The organism is Microbulbifer maximicatervae (SeqCode) (assembly GCF_056231245.1).
The window spans coordinates 2,315,484-2,336,263 of sequence record NZ_CP174334.1 but is presented as its reverse complement, the minus strand read 5'-3'; the positions used below and the strand labels follow the sequence as shown (position 1 = coordinate 2,336,263).

The 20,780-nt window shown below is 48.3% G+C and carries 18 protein-coding genes; 10 read left to right on the top strand and 8 right to left on the bottom strand.

Annotated elements, in window-relative coordinates; genetic code table 11:
- Positions 1-3 precede the first annotated feature (3 nt).
- The 3 genes from betA to ACJJIS_RS10120 all read left to right on the top strand — a co-directional run bounded on the left by betA (position 4) and on the right by ACJJIS_RS10120 (position 3,795).
- Positions 4-1,677, top strand: a complete 1,674-nt coding sequence (gene betA, locus ACJJIS_RS10130) for a choline dehydrogenase (protein ID WP_475710185.1) — start codon at positions 4-6, stop codon at positions 1,675-1,677.
- Between the two features lie 123 nt (positions 1,678-1,800).
- Entirely contained in the window at positions 1,801-3,018 is a 1,218-nt protein-coding gene (locus ACJJIS_RS10125; protein ID WP_444913042.1) for a BCCT family transporter, read from the top strand.
- A 63-nt stretch (positions 3,019-3,081) separates the two neighbouring features.
- Positions 3,082-3,795, top strand: coding sequence for a TorF family putative porin (locus ACJJIS_RS10120; protein WP_475710184.1), 714 nt, complete (start codon positions 3,082-3,084; stop codon positions 3,793-3,795).
- 55 nt (positions 3,796-3,850) lie between these two features.
- On the opposite strand, the gene ACJJIS_RS10115 is transcribed toward ACJJIS_RS10120, so the two are convergent.
- A complete protein-coding gene (locus ACJJIS_RS10115) occupies positions 3,851-5,518 on the bottom strand; it encodes a BCCT family transporter (RefSeq protein WP_475710183.1) in 1,668 nt (555 codons plus the stop codon).
- Positions 5,519-5,805: 287 nt separating this feature from the next.
- Between ACJJIS_RS10115 and ACJJIS_RS10110 the strand changes: the two genes are divergently transcribed.
- On the top strand, positions 5,806-6,717 hold the full coding sequence (locus tag ACJJIS_RS10110) for a M15 family metallopeptidase (RefSeq protein ID WP_475710182.1): 912 nt from the start codon (positions 5,806-5,808) through the stop codon (positions 6,715-6,717).
- 27 nt (positions 6,718-6,744) lie between these two features.
- Here ACJJIS_RS10110 and ACJJIS_RS10105 read toward each other — a convergent pair whose 3' ends face one another.
- Together ACJJIS_RS10105 and ACJJIS_RS10100 are read right to left on the bottom strand one after the other, a co-directional pair.
- The gene (locus ACJJIS_RS10105; protein ID WP_475710181.1) at positions 6,745-8,442 is read right to left on the bottom strand and encodes a BCCT family transporter; all 1,698 of its coding nucleotides are present in this window, start codon (positions 8,440-8,442) and stop codon (positions 6,745-6,747) included.
- A gap of 261 nt (positions 8,443-8,703) precedes the next feature.
- Entirely contained in the window at positions 8,704-9,762 is a 1,059-nt protein-coding gene (locus ACJJIS_RS10100; protein ID WP_475710180.1) for a DNA-binding protein, read from the bottom strand.
- Positions 9,763-9,954: 192 nt separating this feature from the next.
- Here ACJJIS_RS10100 and ACJJIS_RS10095 point away from each other — a divergent pair, with 192 nt between their 5' ends.
- Both ACJJIS_RS10095 and ACJJIS_RS10090 read left to right on the top strand, forming a co-directional pair.
- Positions 9,955-10,965, top strand: coding sequence for a tyrosine-type recombinase/integrase (locus ACJJIS_RS10095; protein ID WP_475710179.1), 1,011 nt, complete (start codon positions 9,955-9,957; stop codon positions 10,963-10,965).
- Between the two features lie 91 nt (positions 10,966-11,056).
- A protein-coding gene (locus ACJJIS_RS10090; RefSeq protein WP_475709770.1) for an IS3 family transposase occupies positions 11,057-12,219 on the top strand; the annotation gives its coding sequence in 2 pieces (ribosomal slippage) (positions 11,057-11,315 and positions 11,315-12,219; 1,164 coding nt in all).
- A gap of 110 nt (positions 12,220-12,329) precedes the next feature.
- Here the strand turns inward: ACJJIS_RS10090 and ACJJIS_RS10085 are convergent.
- Positions 12,330-13,364: an IS481 family transposase gene (locus ACJJIS_RS10085; RefSeq protein WP_445359737.1), complete on the bottom strand. Its 1,035-nt coding sequence runs from the start codon at positions 13,362-13,364 to the stop codon at positions 12,330-12,332.
- A 449-nt stretch (positions 13,365-13,813) separates the two neighbouring features.
- On the opposite strand from ACJJIS_RS10085, the gene ACJJIS_RS10080 reads away from it, so the two are divergent.
- A complete protein-coding gene (locus tag ACJJIS_RS10080) occupies positions 13,814-14,548 on the top strand; it encodes a hypothetical protein (RefSeq protein WP_444908336.1) in 735 nt (244 codons plus the stop codon).
- Between the two features lie 237 nt (positions 14,549-14,785).
- On the opposite strand, the gene ACJJIS_RS10075 is transcribed toward ACJJIS_RS10080, so the two are convergent.
- Positions 14,786-15,376, bottom strand: a complete 591-nt coding sequence (locus ACJJIS_RS10075) for a hypothetical protein (protein WP_475710178.1) — start codon at positions 15,374-15,376, stop codon at positions 14,786-14,788.
- A gap of 208 nt (positions 15,377-15,584) precedes the next feature.
- On the opposite strand from ACJJIS_RS10075, the gene ACJJIS_RS10070 reads away from it, so the two are divergent.
- Complete coding sequence (locus tag ACJJIS_RS10070; protein WP_475710177.1) at positions 15,585-16,334, top strand: flavodoxin family protein; 750 nt, start codon at positions 15,585-15,587, stop codon at positions 16,332-16,334.
- A 240-nt stretch (positions 16,335-16,574) separates the two neighbouring features.
- Entirely contained in the window at positions 16,575-17,420 is an 846-nt protein-coding gene (locus tag ACJJIS_RS10065) for a mechanosensitive ion channel family protein (protein ID WP_475710176.1), read from the top strand.
- A 79-nt stretch (positions 17,421-17,499) separates the two neighbouring features.
- On the opposite strand, the gene ACJJIS_RS10060 is transcribed toward ACJJIS_RS10065, so the two are convergent.
- The 3 genes from ACJJIS_RS10060 to ACJJIS_RS10050 all read right to left on the bottom strand — a co-directional run bounded on the left by ACJJIS_RS10060 (position 17,500) and on the right by ACJJIS_RS10050 (position 19,857).
- A complete protein-coding gene (locus ACJJIS_RS10060; RefSeq protein WP_475710175.1) occupies positions 17,500-18,339 on the bottom strand; it encodes a M12 family metallo-peptidase in 840 nt (279 codons plus the stop codon).
- Entirely contained in the window at positions 18,336-18,695 is a 360-nt protein-coding gene (locus tag ACJJIS_RS10055; RefSeq protein WP_475710174.1) for a hypothetical protein, read from the bottom strand. The genes ACJJIS_RS10060 and ACJJIS_RS10055 overlap by 4 nt, the downstream gene beginning before the upstream one ends.
- Positions 18,696-18,966: 271 nt before the next feature.
- Positions 18,967-19,857, bottom strand: a complete 891-nt coding sequence (locus tag ACJJIS_RS10050) for a LysR family transcriptional regulator (protein WP_475710173.1) — start codon at positions 19,855-19,857, stop codon at positions 18,967-18,969.
- Between the two features lie 58 nt (positions 19,858-19,915).
- Here ACJJIS_RS10050 and ACJJIS_RS10045 point away from each other — a divergent pair, with 58 nt between their 5' ends.
- Positions 19,916-20,725 (top strand): SDR family oxidoreductase, encoded by an 810-nt coding sequence (locus tag ACJJIS_RS10045; RefSeq protein ID WP_475710172.1) that lies wholly within the window; start codon positions 19,916-19,918, stop codon positions 20,723-20,725.
- The last annotated feature ends 55 nt before the right edge of the window (positions 20,726-20,780 follow it).

Here is a 20,780-nt window from a genome sequence, read left to right as displayed (position 1 = left end):
TGTATGAGTGAGTTTGACTACATCATTGTCGGCGCCGGCTCTGCCGGTTGCGTTCTGGCCAACCGCCTGTCTGCCCAGGAAGATAAAAAAGTCCTCCTGGTAGAGACCGGTGGCAGCGATCGCAGCATCTTTATCCAGATGCCCACCGCGCTGTCCATCCCCATGAATACTGAGAAGTACGCCTGGCAGTTTACGACTGAACCGGAGCCCCACTTGGATAACCGCAGTATGCACTGCCCCAGGGGCAAGGTACTCGGTGGTTCCTCCTCGATTAACGGGATGGTTTACGTGCGCGGGCACGCTAAAGACTTTGATGAGTGGGCACAGCACGGCGCCGAAGGCTGGGATTACGCCCACTGCCTGCCCTACTTTAAACGCTCTGAGACCTGGGCTTTCGGCGGTGACGATTATCGTGGTGACGAAGGCCCACTGGGGGTCAATAACGGCAATGAAATGGCCAACCCCCTTTATGGAGCCTTTATCGAAGCTGGCAAAGAAGCTGGCTACGACTACACCGCAGATTACAATGGTGAGCAGCAAGAGGGCTTTGGCCCCATGCATATGACGGTAAAAGATGGTAAGCGTTGGTCTACCGCCAACGCTTACCTAAAACCGGCAATGCAGCGCCCCAATTTGACGGTATTGACCCACGCCACTGTGCATAAGGTGATTCTGGAAGGTAAACGGGCAGTCGGAATTAAACTTGAACGCAAGGGAAAGATCCTGGAATTCAAGGCGCAGCAGGAAGTCATCCTCAGCGCAGGTCCCATCGGCTCCCCTCACCTTCTTCAGCTCTCTGGAATCGGAGATCCCGACACACTGGCAGAAGCCGGTATCGAACTCCAACACGAACTCCCCGGCGTCGGCCAAAACTTGCAGGACCACCTGGAATTCTATTTCCAGTTCCGCTGCAACCAACCGATTTCCCTGAATGGCAAGCTCGATCCGTGGAATAAATTCCTGATCGGCGCTCGTTGGATACTGAAGAAGGATGGTCTCGGAGCCACCAACCATTTCGAGTCCTGCGGTTTTATTCGCTCCAAAGAAAATGTGGAGTGGCCGGACCTGCAATATCACTTCCTGCCAGCAGCCATGCGCTATGACGGCCGCGAAGCTTTCGATGGCCACGGCTTCCAGGTGCATATCGGGCACAACAAGCCCAAGAGTCGCGGCAGGGTCAAAGTGGTGAGCAGTGATCCCAAGCAATCCCCTTCCATCCTGTTCAACTATTTACAGGAGAAAGAGGATATTGAGGGTTTCCGCGCTTGTGTGCGGCTGACTCGCGAGATTATCAATCAGCCGGCTTTCGACGAGTACCGGGGCGATGAAATCCAGCCTGGCACCGATATCCAGACTGATGAACAAATTGACGCTTTCGTACGGGAATCCGTCGAGAGTGCTTACCACCCGTCCTGCTCCTGCAAGATGGGCACTGATGCAATGGCAGTGGTAGACCCGGAAACCCGTGTACACGGTTTGCAGGGCTTGAGAGTTGTAGATTCCTCCATCTTTCCGACCATTCCCAACGGCAACCTGAATGCGCCCACCATTATGGTGGCGGAGCGGGCTGCTGACCTGATTTTAGGGCGCCCTGTATTGGCGCCCTCCGAGGCACCGGTAGCGACCAAAGCTACCAGCACTCAGCGACCTGGCCGCCCTGCGCGCTCAGTGAGCTGAATTTACGTCGGCGCTCTGGCAGAGATTTGACTGCCCCCTTCAAATGCGACGGGGATACTCAAATCTCGCACAGCAACGCCCTTGAGGGGCGCCGGCATACCAATAACTAGCTGGAGACTCAGCATGACAGCTTGGCTTTCTGCGGGATTATTATTTACCTTCACGGCAATAATTTTCTCGCTGATTAAATGGGGAAATGTGAAGATGGTCGGGGTGACCCCGGTTAAAACCTTCACTTTTATAGCGATCCTTTTCACCTCCGGCCTCGATGTAGGCCTTATCATGTTCCCCCTCACCGAGTTCGGTGGCTACGCAGACCTAACCGCAAACCCAGAATACGGCTTCACCAACGCACTCGCGATTGAGTTTGGTTTTTGGGCCTTCCTGATCTGGGGTTTCTACTTCCTCACCTGTTTTTACTTCTGCATTATCGAGCCCAAAGTTAAATTCTTTGAGATCGGCCTGGTAAAGCTGATCAACAACGTGGTGATTATCGGTACCTGCGCGTTTACCGCCTACCTGCTGCTTAGCAACCTGCCCTGGTATCTGCCACAGGTTGGCGATGGTGAAACCATTGTTGGCACCTTCTACCTGATCGTCTTTGCCGTGATCGCCGCTGCGGTCTACTCATCCACCAGCCTGCGCTATGTGCGCTTCCTCAGCTTGGCGACTACCTGGATGTTTATTGGCCTGATCGCGGTAATGTGGGTAGGCGCCTTTACCGGTGAGAACGGTAGCGTTGGCGACTTCGCTTCCACCTTTGCGCTGCTCGGCGGTTACTTCGGTAATATCCACCAGTTCGTGCTGCCGCTGAATGACTACCACGAGTTCTACCTGTTCTGGTGGTTTGCCTGGAGCATTATGATTGGCCAGTTTACCTCCCGCTTTGTGGGCGGCCTGCGCACTTACCAAGTGCTGGCGGCGATGCTGATCTTCCCATCCATCCCCATCGCGCTCTGGTTCACCGTGCTCTACTACTACTCCAGCCAAGGCTTAGATACCAGCGGCTTCTACAACCTGGCCATGGTCATTGTGGGCATTACCTTCGTGATCAACTCGCTGGACTCCCTGATTCGCCTGTACACCGACAACCTGGGTATGACTGTTGCGCGTCTGGGCAAGTGGAAATACTTCGTCCTGAACCTGGTTGCGATGAGCCTGCTCACCCTGTTGTTCAAGCTCAACTTCCTGCAAATCCAGTGGATCGGCGCCCTGGTAATTGGCATTTTCTTCTGCTGCCTGGGTTACATCCTGGTGAAACGCTTCAGGGCGGTAGCAGCTATCGACTCCTCGCCTAAAGAAAACAAGATCGACTTTAGCAAGATCGAACTGGCGAGCTAACTGTTGAAATCCCCCGCCTGGTTTGGCGGGGGCTACAAAATATAAATAAGTGGTAATTGAACAATGAAATCAACTTTGAAACTTTCTGCACTGACCTGTGCTTCCCTGCTGGTGCTTGCCCAACAATCCCAGGCAGAGCTGTCCTCTACTGTTAACCTGACTACTGACTACACCTTTAATGGTGTCAGTCAGACTCAAAACGACCCAGCACTGCAAGCCAGTCTGGACTACGGGTTCGATAACGGCTGGTATATCGGCACCTGGGCTTCCAACGTAGACTTCGGTGAAGATGACGATACCAACCTGGAGTGGGATTTCTATGCAGGTAAGTTCATGCAGCTTACCGATAAAGTAAGCCTGGACACTGGACTCGCTTATTACACCTATCATGGTGATAGTGACCTTTCTGAAGAGTACGCTTACCCGGAAGCTTATGCCAAGCTTGGCTACAGCTCTGCTCTAGGCGAATCAGAAGTCAATGGCTGGTACAGCTGGGATTACTTTGGCCAGGGTGGCGGCCACTACATTATGATGCTGGCCCATACCTTTGAGTTTGCAGAAGGACACAACGTTCGCTTCAGTGCTGACCGCTCTACCAGCGTCAATAAAGACAAATGGACCTGGGATGGTAAAAAATCTTACAACCACTACCGAGTGGAGTATATGACTTCCCTGGAAGGTTTTGATTTCAATATTGCCGCCGAGAATACCAATCTCGACGTGGGCACTGCTGACGAGCGAATTGTCTTCTCTGTTGCCCGTACTTTTAGTCTTTAAACTATAAGTGCAGCCGGGGCCTAAAATAGCCCCGGCATATCTTACTATCCTGCTCTCAGGGTGTTTCTTCTTTGCCTTCCGGGCTAATCTTCTTTGCAGATTTCATCACAACTTGCCCTGATTCAGCATTTCCACTCCAGGCACCTTCCTCAGCTACCCCTTCCAAAACAATTTCCTTTTCAAGGATAACTGGGTGCAAATTCAAGTCATGCCGTGCAATTTTAACCATTGAGATACACAACAAGAGAGCAATTAGCAGCAAAGGGACACTAGCGATAATGCTTGCCGCCTGCAACGCTTCCAATCCGCCAATAAGCAACAAAGCAATTGGCATTACTGCCAGCGCGAAGGCCCAGAAAATTCGATTCCACCGAAGCGGCTCGCCATGAACCTCTTTCTGCACAACTGCGGCAAGAATATGAGATATGGAGTCAAAAGTAATGACCGTGAAAACCAGTGCGATCAACGTATACAGCAGCACAACTAACTGGCTTGCCGGCAACTTATCTAAAATGGCAAAGATCACGGTATTGGCTCCCTGCTGATTCAGTATTTGCACCAAGTCCAGCTCGCCCGAAAAATGCAAGTAAACGCCGTAGTTGCCTAGCACCATAAAAAACAAGAAGCAGCCAAAAGTTCCAAAAAATAGTGCCCCAAGAATCATCGCCTTGATAGTCCGCCCTCCGGAGATACGCGCAATAAATAAGCCAATACTCGGAGCAAAAACCAACCACCAAGCCCAATAGAAGACGGTCCAGTCCTGGGGGAAGCGAGTATTGGGGAACTGTTTAAAATGAGAGAAGGACTCAGTCCAAGTGGCCATTTGCAAGAAGTTATGCAGCGCTCTACCCAGTGAATCCAACCCACTATTGAGCATAAATAGTGTTGGTCCCGCGATAAACACGAAGAGCAGCAAGACGAGTGAGAGAAAAATTGTAAAGTTTGATAGGACACTAAGGCCGCGCTTTACGCCGACAAGAGCACAGTAACCAAATAATAGCGCACAAAATATCAGTGCCCCAACCTGAAATCCCACCCCAGTAGGAACCCCAAATAGCTTATGCAATCCCAAAGTAATCAGCGGCGCCGCAATACCAAGCCGTGTAGCCGCGCCCCCTAACATGCCAAATACCAGGGAGGTATCGATAAGCTTACCAATGGGCCCGCCCACGCTACGATCACCCAATACTGGCGCGAGCGCTTGGCTTAACTTTAGAACCTTGCGTTTACGCACATAGTAGTAATAGGCAATTGGCAGTGCGGGGATCAGATAGATAGACCAAGCCAGCGGCCCCCAGTGAAAGATACCGTAGGAAACTGCCCAGCGCGCAGCTTCAGCTGAGCTTGCTTGAACCTGGAATGGTGGCTGTTGGTAGTAGTAGATCCATTCAACCATCGACCAATATAAAATAGAGGCGCCAATACCGGAAGAAAACAACATGGCAGCCCAGGATAGAGTTGAGAATTCGGGGCCCTCTTTCCCTCCTCCCAACTTTATCCTGCCAATATCACTAAAGGCGATATACAGCACAAATAACATCGCACCTAGGCCTAGCAGGAGATAAAAGACCCCCAACTTCTCTGTCACCAGATCTTTAGCTGCCAATAACCATAAAGAACCCGCCTCGGGAAAGAGGATTAAGGGCACTGTCGCCACTAGAAGCAATGCAAAAGAGCCCCAAAAGGTGGGCTTGTCTATGAGGTCCTTTGTTCCCTTATTCAACAAGGGTTCCTTCTGAAAAGATGTTCCTACAAAACGGGAAGGAGTTGGGAGCTAAATCAATTACAGTCTGGCTATTTTTTGACCAGCCGGAACAAAGTTGCTGAAACTAAAGACGCCAATCTTTAAGGCGAGCACTGCACTGCCATTTACCAACCGCTGGCATGACGTGATTAGCATCCTTTTGAGTGCTGATTCCTCAGGCCAAATGCAATTCAAATGTGAACAGGATGTGCATACTCAAATACTATTTGAAGCGGGGCTTTCCCAAAGGAATACCGAGAAGCGATATGTATAAGAAGGCTATCGCCGCCATTGCGGGCCTGGCGTTATTTGCATGCACCAAGGACCAGGATAGGAATATCAATGTTAATGATTTTGAACCTGAACCAAAGATAGGGATTTACGACATTTCCCAAGAAGACTGTGAGCTGATGAAGCTCCGGCAGGTTCTTCGGAACAACTCCCCTATTGGCTGTGAAAGGCTGAAAAAAGTCGTCTTCAACTATACGCCTCTCTTAGATCCCCCTGCTCAGGATAATATTGGCATCGAAGCTGATCTATACCGCAGAGGCGCTGTTGTTGTACTTGATATCGTTGCCGAGAACGTCCTGTCTCTATTTGGCGAGGTCTACCGATCTCGCTTTCCAATACAGTCAGCCATTCCTGTCGAATATTTTACTCTGCAAGAGCGAATGGCAGATGATCGAAACAACACGCTGGCTTTTGATTCCCGGCCTATTACTGGCGGAAGCAGATGGTCTGAGCACGCTTATGGTGTTGCTATTGATATTAACCCCCTACAAAATCCCTACCTGTATATTGATAAACACACCCGAGCCAAAGTAATCCCTAAGGATGCAACAGAAGGATATTTAAACCGGGCAAAGTTTCGCCCGGGAAAGCCAACCCGTATGGGGATGTCTGAAGATGTAACCACAATCTTTGCCAGGCATGGCTTCGCTGTCTGGGGTGGAGACTGGAATGTCCCGATTGATTATATGCACTTCCAGGTTGGTTCCCGTCAATTCATTAACCGCCTTGTAACTTTGCCAAAGGAAAGAGCAAAACAACTATTTGACCGATATACCGAGCAATTGAATCGCTGTTTTGAGGAGAGCAACTCGATAAAAAACGCTACTCACCTCAGAAAACATTGTGTCGATAAAGTGGTGTCAGAATTTGATGGAGAGCAGGAATGAAAACGGCCTCCTCCTGCTGCCCAACTGTTAAAGTCGAGATGGATGGCTTCCCGGATCGCCCTCTATATGGGGCTTGTCATCGTGGGAGACACCGTGTTCCGATTGGGTTGGAACGTCCCAGTTGCCCTCTTCCGTCCACGGATCATCCTCTGGGAACTCTTCAATATAGATTTCCTTCTCTTCGTAGCTCGGCTGGTAGCGCAAGTCATAGTGAGCGGCTTTCACAATCGATATGCACAGCAGTAAAGCAACAATTAAAAGCGGCACCCCACCGATCACGCTGGCAGTTTGCAGCGTATCCAGGCCACCCAAAAACAGCAGCGTTATCGGCATCAGTGAAAGCGCAAATGCCCAGAACAGGCGGTTCCATCTAGCCGGCTCTTCATCGACCTCTTTCTGCACAACAGCAGCAAGAATGTATGAGATGGAATCGAATGTAGTTGCAGTAAAGATGAGGGCGAGCACCGTATATACCAGAATCACCAGTTTACTGCCGGGAAGTGTCTTGAGTGTGGCAAAAATTGCGGCAGTTGCGCCCTGCTCATTTAGCATCCCCACCACATCAAGCTCACCGGAAAACTGTAAGTAGACGCCGTAATTCCCCAGCACCATAAAGAACAGGAAACAGCCTAAGGTGCCATAAAAAATGGAGCCAACCACCATGGTCTTAATGGTTCTCCCCCGCGAGATACGCGCAATAAACAAGCCGACACTGGGAGCGAAAACCAACCACCACGCCCAATAGAAGATGGTCCAGTCTTGGGGGAAATGGGTGTCCGGGAACTGTTCAAACTCTGCAAATGGCTCAGTCCAGGCGGCCATATGGAAGATGTTATCCAAGACACGACCCAGGGCATCCAAGCCAGTGTTCAACATAAATAAGGTGGGGCCAACCAGGAAAACAAACAGAAGCAGCACAATAGACAACCACATATTCAGGTTGGAAAGTGCGCGGATACCCTTCTTAAGCCCAACAAAAGCGCTATAGCCGAAGATTGCCGTACATATCATCAGCACTACAACCTGGGTTCCCAGCCCGGTGGGCACGCCCAAGAGTTCATGAGCCCCCTGAGTGATCAGCGGCGCGGCTATCCCCAGGGTCGTAGCGCCACCGCCCAACATGCCAAAGATAAACAGCACGTCGATTAACTTACCAATTCCACCTTGGGCGCGCTGCTCCCCCAAAACGGGCATCAGCGCCTCACTAATTTTCAGCACGCTATGGTTTCGAACGTAGTAGAAGTAAGCGATCGGCAAAGCGGGAATCAGGTAGATCGACCATGCCAGCGGACCCCAGTGGAAAATACCGTAGGCAACAGCCCAGCGTGCAGCTTCGGGAGTGCCTCCTTCAACCTGGAACGGCGGAGTCTGGTAGTAGTAGATCCACTCGACCATAGACCAGTAGAGAATCGAAGCACCGATACCCGCACAAAAAAGCATTGAAGCCCAGGATATCGTGGAGAACTCTGGGTCCTCTTCAGGCGTCCCCAGCTTGATCTGGCCGATATCGCTAAACACGATATAGACCATAAAGAGGATTGCCCCGACACCCAGTGCCAGATAGAAAACCCCCAGCTTGTCAGTAACAAAACCTTTAGCGGCTAAAACCCAGGCGGCACCCACTTCCGGGAACAGTACCAAAGGGATTGTCACTGCCAGAAGCAGCGCCAATGAACCAAAAAAAGTGGGTTTATCGATGATCTCTCTAAAATGACTGGACAACACTTGCCTCCCAAATGCCTTGCAAACCGCGGCAAATAAAAGCAAGGGGGACTTTATATAAGGAACTTTATTATGCGGTGTTAGTGAATAGAGCTTATATAAGGATAGGTAGGTCAACTACAGCTAAATTTGCTTTTACTTATCTCCAATAGTACCAGCTAGTCAACGTATTTCAATTTTACTGCTGTCACATCTGTTTAGGTGCGACAACCAATTGAACTGGGGCTATCAACTGACGACCGCCCCAGCCTGCCGGGTTCTGAACTACTGCTTACCCAAAGATTTTTCCAGTTGAGCAAACTGTCCTTGCAGCATTGCCTTCTCCTGTAGAAGGATACGATTCTCGTCTGACAAGACCTCTATCCGGTCTTTTGTAGCGCCCAGTTCCGCATCCAGTCTTTCCAAAGATACTTGCTGAAGCTGAATCTCTTTAGCTTGTCCTACACCGCTGCTCTGGAGGCGGGTAACCTCATCCTGTAATCGTGTAATTTCAGAAGATTGGGATTCAGCGCTTGCTGCCTGCTCTTCAGCCTGCCGCTTATAGTTTGCTGCTTCGGCTTGAGCGGCGCCTATATTTTCACGCAACTCCTGCTTTTCCCGATTGAGTTCAGTAATTAATGCCTGCCCCTGCTTATACAGAAGGCCCTGCTCAGAAAGCTTCTGTTCCGCCAGCCCGAGCTGCTCCGCCAGTGAAGCCACCTGCCCCTTAAGCTGCTCACTGGAAGATCGAAACTGATCTCGCTCGTGCTGCCGGTCTGTAGCTGTTCGTTGCTGGAAGTGCTCAAAGTGCTCGCGCACATCGCGATTCTCCTGCTTCATCTCTTCAATTGAGGCCTTCTGCTCCTCAACTCGAACCGAGGCCTGCTCCAATTGAAACTCACTTTTTTCCAGTTCTGACTGAGCTTCACCCAGGGTAACTTTGAGGCGGCGCTTCTCACTTTCAGAAGCTGAAAGCTTCTGCTCCAACTCGCGAATCAAAGCGGTTTGTTTGCTACTGGCCTCTTGAGCTTCGTTTAGTCTCTCTGTTATCTCCAGCTCTTTCGCTTCAAATTCCTGCTGAACCTGCTCCACTCTCTGGTCCGCATCCCCCTGGATACGCTGATGAAGCCCTTTCAGCGCCTCCACCAAATCTTTGGGTAGGCCGCTGATATCAGTGCTACTGGAACTCTCACTTTTCCACCGCTTTAGAAGCGGCGCAATTGTACTTTTACTCCCAGTCCCCAGATGAGCGCGCACTCTATCAACTGTCGGCTCCTCGCCCCGGGCCTTAATCGCCTTTGCTGCTTCAAAAATGTCCAGATAGGTGACCCCTGTGCGCGCCATTAACCTTCCCTCAGATTATTTTGTACCAAATTACGTATTACGTAATAATACATAACATATAAAAATAAACCAATTCTTGAATTAACCTAACTAACCTTCGATAATGATTCTTATCGAAGGTTATAAGAGTAAGGAAGCCCCCATCTAACGTACCCTCAGTACAAATAGTGGTTTTCGGGTGACACAGAATTCATGAGAAAACAGCCCCTGGCCTCAACCAAAATCCAACCTCAGTCCCAGCTCAGCAGTACATCTACCGGAGCTGGAGCACTTCTGACTGAGGATGACATTCAGAAGTACCTGAGAGCAGCGACTTCAGACAGCACTCGCAAAGCCTATCGGTCTGCCATTCGCCAGTTCGAGAAATGGGGAGGTCGGCTCCCCACCGATAGCCATTCACTGGTTAGCTATCTATTGAGCCGGGCCGAACAATTGAACCCGCGCACCCTGGATTTGCACCTAACGGCCATAGGCCAGTGGCACCTTTATCAAGGCATTGCCAACCCAGTCGCTGAGCCGCTGGTGCAGAAAACCATGCGCGGTATTCGCCGCACCCACGGAAAGCCCAAGCAAAAAGCCAAGGCGCTGAGCCTCGAACACATTGCCACCCTCACCCGACAGTTACGCTCTCAGCCTGATTCCAAGAAGAAGGCCCGTGACTTGGCATTGGTGCTGGTAGGTTTCTTCGGTGCCTTCCGGCGCAGTGAGTTGGTGGCGATCCAGGTAGAAGACCTGATATGGGAGGAGGAAGGATTGATCATTCGCCTACCCAAATCAAAGACGGATCAAAGTGGTCAAGGAATGATGCGTGCCCTTCCCTACGGCACCCCTGAAATCTGCCCCGCACGAGCACTTAAGTCCTGGCTAGACGTTAGTGGCATTAGAACTGGACCAGTATTTCGATCGGTCAATCGCTGGGACACAGTGCAAAGTCGACAGCTAAACCCCACAGCTATCAACGATCTACTGAAAAATCTCGGGGAAGCCTGCGGTTTTGACTTTGTTGCCGAACTCAGCAGCCACAGCTTTCGCCGAGGCCTGTCTACTTCCGCTGCGCGAGAAAAAGTTGGCTTTGAGCTGATCAAGAAGCAAGGTGGGTGGAAGAGTGATGCCACTGTCTGGGAGTATATTGAGGAGGGGCAACAGTTTACCGACAACGCCTCAGCTATCTTGATGAAGAAGATGTCGGAACTGATCGATTAGTAATGACTTATGCACTATTAGCAATAGGTTGATCCTACCCATCAACGATGGACACTCTCTTAAGCGATAAACTACGCAGCAGAGGTGCTCTATGACAAGATCAAATAAACCAACCAAAACCACTCGTAAACAATACTCAGAGGAGTATAGGAAGGATGCCCTAGCACTGGCGCTCAAGGTCGGGGTAAGCGTTGCCGCTAAACAGCTTGGATTGCATCCTTCCCAGATTTACGGATGGCGAAGTAAGTCTAAGTTACATCAGAGCCGAGGGGATGCGGAGAGAGAGCTGGCCACAGAAAATGCTCGACTTAAGCGGCAGCTGGCTGAGCAGGCAGAGGAGCTGGCGATCTTAAAAAAGGCCGCAGCGTACTTTGCAAAGAGCCTGAAATGAGGTACGCCTTCATGCAAAAGCACAGGCATGAATTCAGCATCAAAGCGATGGCCAAGGTATTGGGCGTATCTCGCAGTGGCTTTTATAACTGGGTTTCAAGATCGGCTGACCAATCCAAGCACCAGCAGTACCGAATGCAGCTCGATAGCTTGGTACAGCAGCGCTTTATAGCCAGCAAAGAACGTAGCGGCGCCCCTCGTCTGACGAAGGAGTTGGCCAGTGAGGGGAGTAAATATAATCAGAAAACAATTGCTGCCAGCATGCGTCGACAGGGCCTACGGGCTAAAGCAGGCAGGAGGTATAAAGCCACAACCTACTCAAAACATGGTCTGCCAGTAGCTCCAAATTTGCTTGAGCAGAACTTTAATGCTGAAGCGCCGAATCAGAAATGGGCTGGGGATATTACCTACCTACGAACGGAAGAAGGTTGGTTATATCTGGCTGTAGTGATAGACCTATATAGTCGGCTGATTATTGGTTGGGCGATGTCAGAAACGATGACGGCTACATTGGTCTGTGACGCCCTTCAAATGGCTTTATGGCGACGTAAGAAACCTACGAATGTTATCGTGCATACTGACAGGGGAAGCCAGTATTGTTCTAAAGATTATCAATCTTTAATTACAGCGTATGATCTGCGGTGCAGCATGAGCGCCAAAGGTAATTGCTATGATAATGCTTGTGCAGAAACGTTCTTCCACTCACTTAAGGTAGAAGCAATCCATGGTAACCGCTTTCCTACAAGGTGCCTCATGCGAGAAACCGTATTTGAGTATATAGAGATAGACTACAATCGAAATCGCTTACACAGCGCCAATGGCTATCTCAGCCCTGAGGCGTTTGAGGAACAACTAGTCGCTTAGTGGTGTGTTCGTTGTTGATGGGTAGGATCAGGTCTTTACCCTAAAATGTAGTAGTTCAGACTTGATCTGACAGTTACCGGTTTTTCAGGAGGTGCTCTGTCAGGTCAAATTCAGCTTACGAGCTTTTCCTTCCAAATACTTTTTCCATCTTCAAGAGTTGCCATCGGAGTTCGACCGCAACACTTCTTACCCTGGTGGGTTCTCTCATTATTGTAATATGTGAGCCATTCGTCTAGATCCTTTTGCAAGTCCTCTATTGATCCATAGATCTTGCGGCGTAATGAAGGTTGATAGAACTCTTGTAAAATAGTTTTATGAAAGCGCTCACAGATCCCATTTGTTTGCGGATGCCTGGCTTTTGTCTTCGTGTGTTCTATTTCGTTCACACTCAGATATAGCTGGTAGTCGTGCTGCTCCAACTTGCCACAATATTCAGTACCACGATCAGTTAGGATACGCAGCACTGGCAGATCATGCATGGCATAAAATGGCAGTACACGATCATTCAGAAGGTCTGCCGCAGTGATTGGCGTTTTGGTGGTATACAGCTTGCAATGAGCCACCTTTGCATAGGTATCGACATAGGTTTGTTGGTAAACACGTCCGACGCCCTTAAAGGTTCCTACATAGAAGGTATCCTGCGAGCCCAGATAACCTGGGTGTTGAGTATCAATTTCACCACAGGCTTCATCATCATGACGTTTTCTCTCTAAAGCTTGAACCTGTGACTCTGTAAGGATCAGTCCCTCCTCAGCCACCTTGGCCTCAAGTGCCTTTAATCGCAATTTGAAGTTAGCAAGGTCGTGCCGTAACCAGATACTCCGAACACCACTAGGGGACACAAATACACCGCGTTTGCGCAGCTCATTGGAAACTCGAACCTGCCCGTGGGCAGGCTCTTGGACGGCATAAGTTAACACTGCCTCTTCAATGGCTGTGTCAACACGGTTCTTGTGGTTGGGCACGCGCCGGTTCTTCTCAAGAAGGGCGTCCACGCCGCCACTTGAAACGGCTTCCTTATAGCGATAGAAAGTGTCTCTCGACACACCCAGCATCTTGCAAGCTTTGGAGATATTGCCGAGTTCTTCTGCCAGATTTAGCAATCCGGTCTTGTGTTTGATGATGCGATCATTAGTATGGATCATGGGGTTTATCCTTGGTTTTGCTTTTAGGTTTAGGCACCTTCATCAAAACCGGTAAACCCCTCTTTTTCAAGGGAATGTGTCAGATTTGGTCTGAACTAATACACCTAAAATAAATGCAATAGTTAAAGCACTTGAAGGTTACAAATACTCAAACCTCTACTTCTTGGCATGAATATTACATCGCCACCTAGACTGGATTCAAATTCCATTGGCGGCTCTTATATCTCGCTAAGGCGGTGCCAAGAGGCTTGAAAAGCGAGCAAATTAAAAGATACGGGGCCCTATGCATGGTTAATTGATTCAACTGGGCAAGCGAAAAGTCAAGCTCAAGCATTATCCAACACTTAATTAATACTTATTTACAATTATATACATATCAAGCGTTGTCTAAGCTAGTAAGGATTGATATTAATCGATCTATCAGTTGTCTGATTATGGAATAAAAATAGATGAAGCTAAAAAAACTAAGGTTCAACAGTAATGACTTAGCGAAAGTTTCAGGCTATCTATTTTTTATTCAGTTCATATTGTTTGTTGGGTTCATTATTTTACTACCAAACAATATACAGTTCTTTAAGCCCAGCTCTACAATTCAAATGGGCGATTTTTTGATCGCGCTTGGCCAAACCCCAAATGAATTTATTATCCTGAAATTGATTTTACTCGCATTAAGGACCTGTTATGCCCTTTCGTTTGTATTTATTGCAGTCCTATTTTGGGAGAATAGTAAAGTTGCTTCAGCGGCATTGATTTCATTCACCCTGGTCTCCGTAGCTATTATCAATATTGCCCAGCTCTTGGGATTAGCACTTATACCAATAGCTAATGATTATACAAGCTCCTTGGCACTAGGCGATAATATCAGGACGATCTCATTAGAAACGTCAGCTTTCGGAATTTATGTAGCTCAAGAATTATTGGATACGTTCGTAAATACGGTGACTTTTAACGGTATATTTGTATGTCTATTCGCAATCTCCTGTTACAAAGTAGAGTTAAAATATACCAAATGGCTTATCCCTATTATGATGATCCTCCCATATAACAGGTTCTTTGATTTACCTGCTGTATTGAGCTTAGTCTCAGGGTTGCTCAATGTCATTGTTACAGCAATTTACTTTCTATTGATGGGGTTTTTCTTATTAAAAATGAGCTCACCAGAAACCTCCAAATCAACTGTTTAAGTAAAATAGAGTTTAATCTGCTCAGATTGTTTGAATTGCGAGTAGCCAAAAGTACATTTTCTGTCAGTTTAGCCTGAATAGAGCACATGATACTGCCCCTCTACCTGTGCAATGGTCAAATTGAGTGCCGTACAATCATTGTTGCCAGGTTGTTAGGCAGAGTCGAACTCACAAAAACTTGAGCCTCAAGCAGTACATGAGAGATCTATCACGATGGATGATCTAATGCCTGTATCCCTACTGCTTGGTATGGGTTTCATTGAAAATTGATTCCCAATCCTGATCAAAGGTCTCGGGTATCGATGAGGATGACCTCCGAAAGAACAGAACCCCAACGTGAGCTTCATGACCCTGCCCGGCAGAATGATCAGCTGTAACCTCTTCAATAAAGCCGCGCATGGTGCCACTGCCATCTAAGGTCAAATTTGTAACGCTCTCATCGGAAACATCAACAGCTACCAACTGGATTCTATTGCCACTCTTTATGTAGGCAAAGATACCGATATCCTTGGCAATAGTGGCCTCATTCACCGTCTCTTCAACCGCAGTCAGCTGGTGTTTAACATTCGGTTTCTTCGTTACCTCAAGATAACGGCCGCCACCGCCTACACCTGTTTGCTTGAGAACCTTAAAGGTCCGGCAAATTTGCCCCTTCTCCAAAGTAAAGGCGTCCGGGCTGTGCTCATAGAAAATAAACGACTCTCCTTCAACCGCACACCACACCCCCTCCAGGGAATCTTTGGCTTCCGGCTGAGCATTGGCATGCATGTTCACAAGAGTCATAAGTCCTGATACGAGCAAAAGTAATAGGTGATTTTTTATTTTCATGGAGACTTCCAAGGTGGTTATCAGTCAAATATAGGTGCAGCTTTATGGTTAGTTAATCTCTGAGCAAGCTGATTCACGCCAAAAGTAACGAGCTCTATGGATCTATAGTCCTCAAGTTGACCTCGGGCGAATAAGTCAAAACGATCCTCTTTGAAATCACGGGATTAGAACTCGGGCTATTATCTAAATTGTGGCAAGGAGGCCTTAAATGACGAAGCTAAATCAGAAGCAAATTGAAGACTGCAAGTCTAGCAAGTCGGACTTCTCCGACCTCAAGGCGCTATTCCTCAACTGCACTCTAAAGCCTACGCCTGAACTCTCCCATACAGACGGTCTAATTCGCATATCCAGGGAAATCATGGAGCGCAACAAAGTCTCAGTTGAGGTTTTACGCCCTGTTGATCACGACATCGCTTTTGGTGTTTACCCGGATATGACGGAGCATGGCTGGGACACTGATGAGTGGCCACTGCTCTATCGCCGGGTTGAAGACGCAGATATCCTGGTTATTACCACGCCGATCTGGTTGGGAGAGAAATCCTCTGTCTGCACCCAAACTATAGAAAGGCTCTATGCGAACTCAGCTGACCTGAACTCTAAAGGCCAGTACGCATACTACGGCCGGGTGGGCGGCTGCCTTATCACCGGCAATGAAGATGGCGCAAAGCACTGCGCCATGAATATTCTCTACTCTCTACAACACCTTGGCTATGTTATCCCTCCCCAGGCAGATGCGGCATGGGTGGGAGAAGCTGGCCCTGGCCCCTCGTATCTTGATCCCGGTTCCGGTGGTCCGCAAAACGACTTTACCAATCGCAACACCACCTTTATGACCTGGAACCTGATGCATATGGCGCGAATGATAAAAGATGCTGGGGGCATTCCCGCCCACGGCAATCAGCGCTCTGCCTGGGATGCCGGCTGTAAGCCCGACTTTCCTAACCCTGATTATCGATAGAAACATCCTGCATTTTTACATTTATAGAGCTAAGCAGCCTAAAGTTGTTGCTGCTTGGCCAAGTCTATCCGTATTTACAAAATCCTATTTACAAGATGTAGTACCAGGGATAAATTCCCGCCTTCTTTGCTCCCATTAACACCCACCTGCCCGGCATAGCACTCCTTTCTCCATAAAGGGATGCTAGGCGTTGCCATATGAATTGGTGGTCCAGTAATTTCTGTGAGGTCCCTTTCCCGAATGAAACCAGAGTTCTTAGCGCATATCCTGGATAGCAAATTATTTATCACCATATGCCTGATCTCAGTAGTGATGTTATTACGTGGCCTGCTCACGCTAGTAATAGCACGAAGTAGTTGGCAAAAAGCGGATAAGCGCCGCCGTATCAATACCGTACATAACCTTGGCAACTTGTTATTGGTAGTTGGCCTGATAGCAATTTGGGTAAGCGAACTCCGGGACTTTGCCCTATCCATTGCCGCTTTCTCTGTGGCAATTGTATTGGCACTGAGAGAGGGTGTGCAGTGCCTCGTTGGAGGCTTGTATCAGGCAAACATGCGCTCGTTTACTGTGGGAGACTGGATTAAAGTCGGCAATCAATTTGGTGAAGTCACCGATAGTGACTGGCTAAGTACCACCCTTTTGGAGATCGATCCGCACGGTTTGGGCAATGGCTATACAGGAACAACTCTGTACATCCCAAACAATGCCTTTTTTACCCAACCGGTAAAGAACCTGAACTTTATGCGCCGGTATATTGAGCATACCTTTTCGATTACCCGTGAAAGCAAAGGAATGAATCCATTTGAAGCCAAGAAGTTTATCGCTGAGCGACTTAAAGAACACTGCGAGTCCTTCCGTGAAGTTGCCGAACGCTACTGCAACCTGATCGAGAATCGCATGGGCGTTGAGCTATCAGGACCTGATGCCAAAGTCTGCATTACGACTAATGAACTCGGCCACGATGTAACCACGGTAACCGTTTTTTGCCCCAGAGAGGAAGCCACCAATATCGAACAGCTGGTGACTGAAGACTTCTATAACTTTTGGTTCGAGAAGACCAAGGACGTGGAGTCTAAAGCTTAACGCAGTCGTATTAAAGGGTATCCGCGATTGAAGCCGCTAGCAGTTCTGCATTGCTAGCGGCTATTGTATGAATTTGCCGCTAACTTTCCCCATCGACCCGGAAGTTGGTAACCTCCCAGGCGCGCTCACGGATAACCCGCGCATTATCCTCTAGGTTGGAGGTGCCTGTAGGGTCTCCATCTATTGTGATATCCGGGTTGGACCACTGCTGAATTCTGGGGCCACCTCGATCCGACGGGCAATTGTAGGCCATCACACTCCTCCAAGTTGAAGGGGTGGAATTGCAGTAGCCGTGGCCATATTCAAACGGCTCCATATTCGAATCACTGTAGATAATATGTCGGGCTCCCAGCAGGTGGCCAATTTCATGGGCAAAGCTGAAGTACCCCGTTGCACACCCTTCCCTTGCGAAAGCAAAGGCTGTTGATTCCGATGCGTAGATCGTCTTAGCCAGTCCACATGATCCGCTGTACAAATCATTGCCGGTTAAAACAATCATTACATCTGCACTATACAAGTCTCTAAGTTCGTATAGTTCTTTAGTTTCTGGATATGCGTCATTCGAAAAGTACTCGCGGTCCACATAGAAGCTACCGCTTTCTGCATAGCTGGTTCTATAAGCGTGAACAATTTCTACCGAGGTATTGACTTCACTATTGGCAAATGAAACATTGGTTTCCTCTTCCAATAAATCCATGTAGGCGGGTACATCACCGGCGTCTGCCTCAAAGGCATCGGTATAAGCAACTATAACGGTTATTTTTCCACCAGAGTCAGTAGTCGCAATTCCTGAGGTTGTGTTTAGCGCGCCAACCTTGGAAGTAAAATCCATCTCTTCGAAGTAGTTACTATCATGGTCGACAAGTGAATTGTCTGGAACCTCAGCGATTGTAACCGCACCTTTTCCGGCAGGTCTCACTTTGTAGAGCCTACCTTCAGATTGTATTGAGCCAACAATTCTACCTTGTTCTCTGCTAAGGTGATAAACCCTTTTCCATCCTCAGAAAATGCAGATAGTGAAGCCCTATTTTTTGTTGAGCGAATATTTTGCAAGGTAAACCGTTGCTTGCCGAGCTCACTGGGAACCTCAAGGGTACTACCGGGCTTCAAGCTAAAAATCTTATTATTTAAACTTTTTTTAGTTTTATGTGAGATTAGATTTGATCTACTTTCACTCATGGAAGACTCAAAAACAACATGCACATTTTCTTCTGAATGAGCGCCAAATATAGAAAATAGCAACACGAAAGGCGCAAGAATTTTAAAGCTTTTCACAGACATACTCCCTGTATCTGCTTCTCGGAAAATCAATTTAGAAAGATTCGCACTAAAGATAAAAATAAATCTGTTAATGCAGTCTTTAAAAGACTGAATAGAAATATTTATTGAAATCCACAGTGCGCGGCTACTCTATATGATTTTTAACTAAAAGAATATTCTTACGCCTACCATTAATTTAGCTTCGCAAATTTTTGACAAGTTACTATCTGAAGAGCAGATAACTTTTTGGAAAATTAAATTCAAATGAAAGCTAAATCACAATCCTTTAAATGGAAACTGAAAATATTTCACTTAACCACTCAATAAATGCTCTAACCCTGGGAGATAAAAAGCGATTCTGGGTGAACACAACCGATACCGGCTCGCTGGGCGGGCGAAAATTGGGCAATATTTCAACTAAATTTCCAGCATCCAACTCTTTTTCTACATGAAACTTTGGAAACTGAGCTAATCCGAGCCCCCGCTTAACGCCATCCAAGTAACTCTCTGTCCCAGTTACCGTCAATTGCGCCGGAACTTGCAACGTCTCTATCCTATCGCCAAGACAAAAAGAGAGCGGAGTAGACTTGCCAGTCGTTATAGAGCGAAGCGCTACAACACGGTGACCATTCAGTTGTTCCAAAGAGCTTGGGTGGCCGTAGTGTTCCAGGTATTGCGGCGATGCGCATGTAAGCCGTTCCAGCATGGTTAAACGCCTGGCAATCAGCTCACTATCTGCCAAGTGTCCATAGCGAATAGCACAGTCGACCCCTTCTTGGACTAAGTCCACCCATCGATCCCCCTCACTCATTACCAAAGAAATGTCAGGATACTGGGCAAGAAATTGGGGGAGTTGCGGCATAACAAAATGACGGGCAATAGTCCCTTGTACATCTACCCTCACCTCACCGCCTGGCAATAAACCTGTAAATGCCCCTTCTGCTTCCTCTACGTCCGCAAGTATTGAAATACAGCGCTGATAATACAGTTCCCCATCCAGTGTTGCCCTGACCTTGCGAGTCGATCGCTGCAACAACCTGACTCCCAGCCGTTTCTCTAGCCGGTTGATGACCTGAGTCGATGTCGACCTCGGAACCCCAAGGTCGGTAGAAGCGGCTGTAAAACTGCCCCGCTCCACAATCCGCACGTACAAGCGCATCGCATCCAGCTTATCCATATCGCCCTATTGTTTGGTTATTTGGAACAATAGGTTCTATTTTAGCCGGATTATCTACATGAATAACACGAATAGTATGGAAATACAGCCAAATCAGGGAGCTGCAAGGGCGGCTCCAGTAATCACTACGGAGATCATTATGGAGAAAGTGGCACTGGTAACAGGAGCTTCCCGTGGCATAGGCGCGGCGATCGCCTCTCGCCTGGCAAAGGATGGCTTTACCATTCTGGTGAACTTTGAAAGTAATATTTCAGCTGCCGAAAAGTTGGTAAACCGCATTGAAACCGAGGGTGGCAAGGCGGTTACTGCCCAAGCCGATATCAGTGATCAACAGGCGGTTTCACGCCTATTCAACTCGGCAGAAGTCACCTTTGGCGGAATCAATACTGTCATCAATAATGCGGGCATTATGAAACTAGCCCCTCTGGCAGAATGTGAAGAAGATGATTTCGATCGTCAGGTAGCTGTAAATCTTAAGGGCACCTTCAATGTCATGCGTGAAGCCACCGCAAGGCTTCAAGAAGGTGGCCGGATTGTCAACTTATCCTCGAGTGTCGTCGATTTGTGTATGCCGAATTACAGCGTATATGCGGCGACCAAGGCAGCTGTTGAAGCTCTGACCCAGGTAGTCGCCAAGGAAATGCGGGGGAGAGATATCACTGTGAATGCCGTCGCCCCAGGACCTACGGCTACCGAGCTCTTCCTATCCGGAAAGACTGATGAAATGGTGGGAACTCTTGCCAAAATGTCGCCACTTGAGCGATTGGGAAGGCCTGAAGATATTGCGAATACCGTTGCCTTTTTAGTCAGTGAGCAAGGTGGCTGGATCAACGGCCAAGTTATACGAGCCAACGGTGGAATTATCTAGCTTCACAGCCAATGCCCGCTTCAACTTAACAATCTCCAACTGATCGTTATACCAG

Excerpts from the sequence above, each read along its gene's own strand:
- ACJJIS_RS10065 (WP_475710176.1), top strand. The coding sequence starts at position 16,575 with ATGAAACCAGAGTTCTTAGCGCATATCCTGGATAGCAAATTATTTATC.
- ACJJIS_RS10100 (WP_475710180.1), bottom strand. The coding sequence starts at position 9,762 with ATGGCGCGCACAGGGGTCACCTATCTGGACATTTTTGAAGCAGCAAAG.
- ACJJIS_RS10085 (WP_445359737.1), bottom strand. The coding sequence starts at position 13,364 with ATGATCCATACTAATGATCGCATCATCAAACACAAGACCGGATTGCTA.
- ACJJIS_RS10045 (WP_475710172.1), top strand. The coding sequence starts at position 19,916 with ATGAATAACACGAATAGTATGGAAATACAGCCAAATCAGGGAGCTGCA.
- ACJJIS_RS10125 (WP_444913042.1), top strand. The coding sequence starts at position 1,801 with ATGACAGCTTGGCTTTCTGCGGGATTATTATTTACCTTCACGGCAATA.
- betA (WP_475710185.1), top strand. The coding sequence starts at position 4 with ATGAGTGAGTTTGACTACATCATTGTCGGCGCCGGCTCTGCCGGTTGC.
- ACJJIS_RS10120 (WP_475710184.1), top strand. The coding sequence starts at position 3,082 with ATGAAATCAACTTTGAAACTTTCTGCACTGACCTGTGCTTCCCTGCTG.
- ACJJIS_RS10070 (WP_475710177.1), top strand. The coding sequence starts at position 15,585 with ATGACGAAGCTAAATCAGAAGCAAATTGAAGACTGCAAGTCTAGCAAG.
- ACJJIS_RS10050 (WP_475710173.1), bottom strand. The coding sequence starts at position 19,857 with ATGGATAAGCTGGATGCGATGCGCTTGTACGTGCGGATTGTGGAGCGG.
- ACJJIS_RS10075 (WP_475710178.1), bottom strand. The coding sequence starts at position 15,376 with ATGAAAATAAAAAATCACCTATTACTTTTGCTCGTATCAGGACTTATG.
- ACJJIS_RS10080 (WP_444908336.1), top strand. The coding sequence starts at position 13,814 with ATGAAGCTAAAAAAACTAAGGTTCAACAGTAATGACTTAGCGAAAGTT.
- ACJJIS_RS10095 (WP_475710179.1), top strand. The coding sequence starts at position 9,955 with ATGAGAAAACAGCCCCTGGCCTCAACCAAAATCCAACCTCAGTCCCAG.
- ACJJIS_RS10110 (WP_475710182.1), top strand. The coding sequence starts at position 5,806 with ATGTATAAGAAGGCTATCGCCGCCATTGCGGGCCTGGCGTTATTTGCA.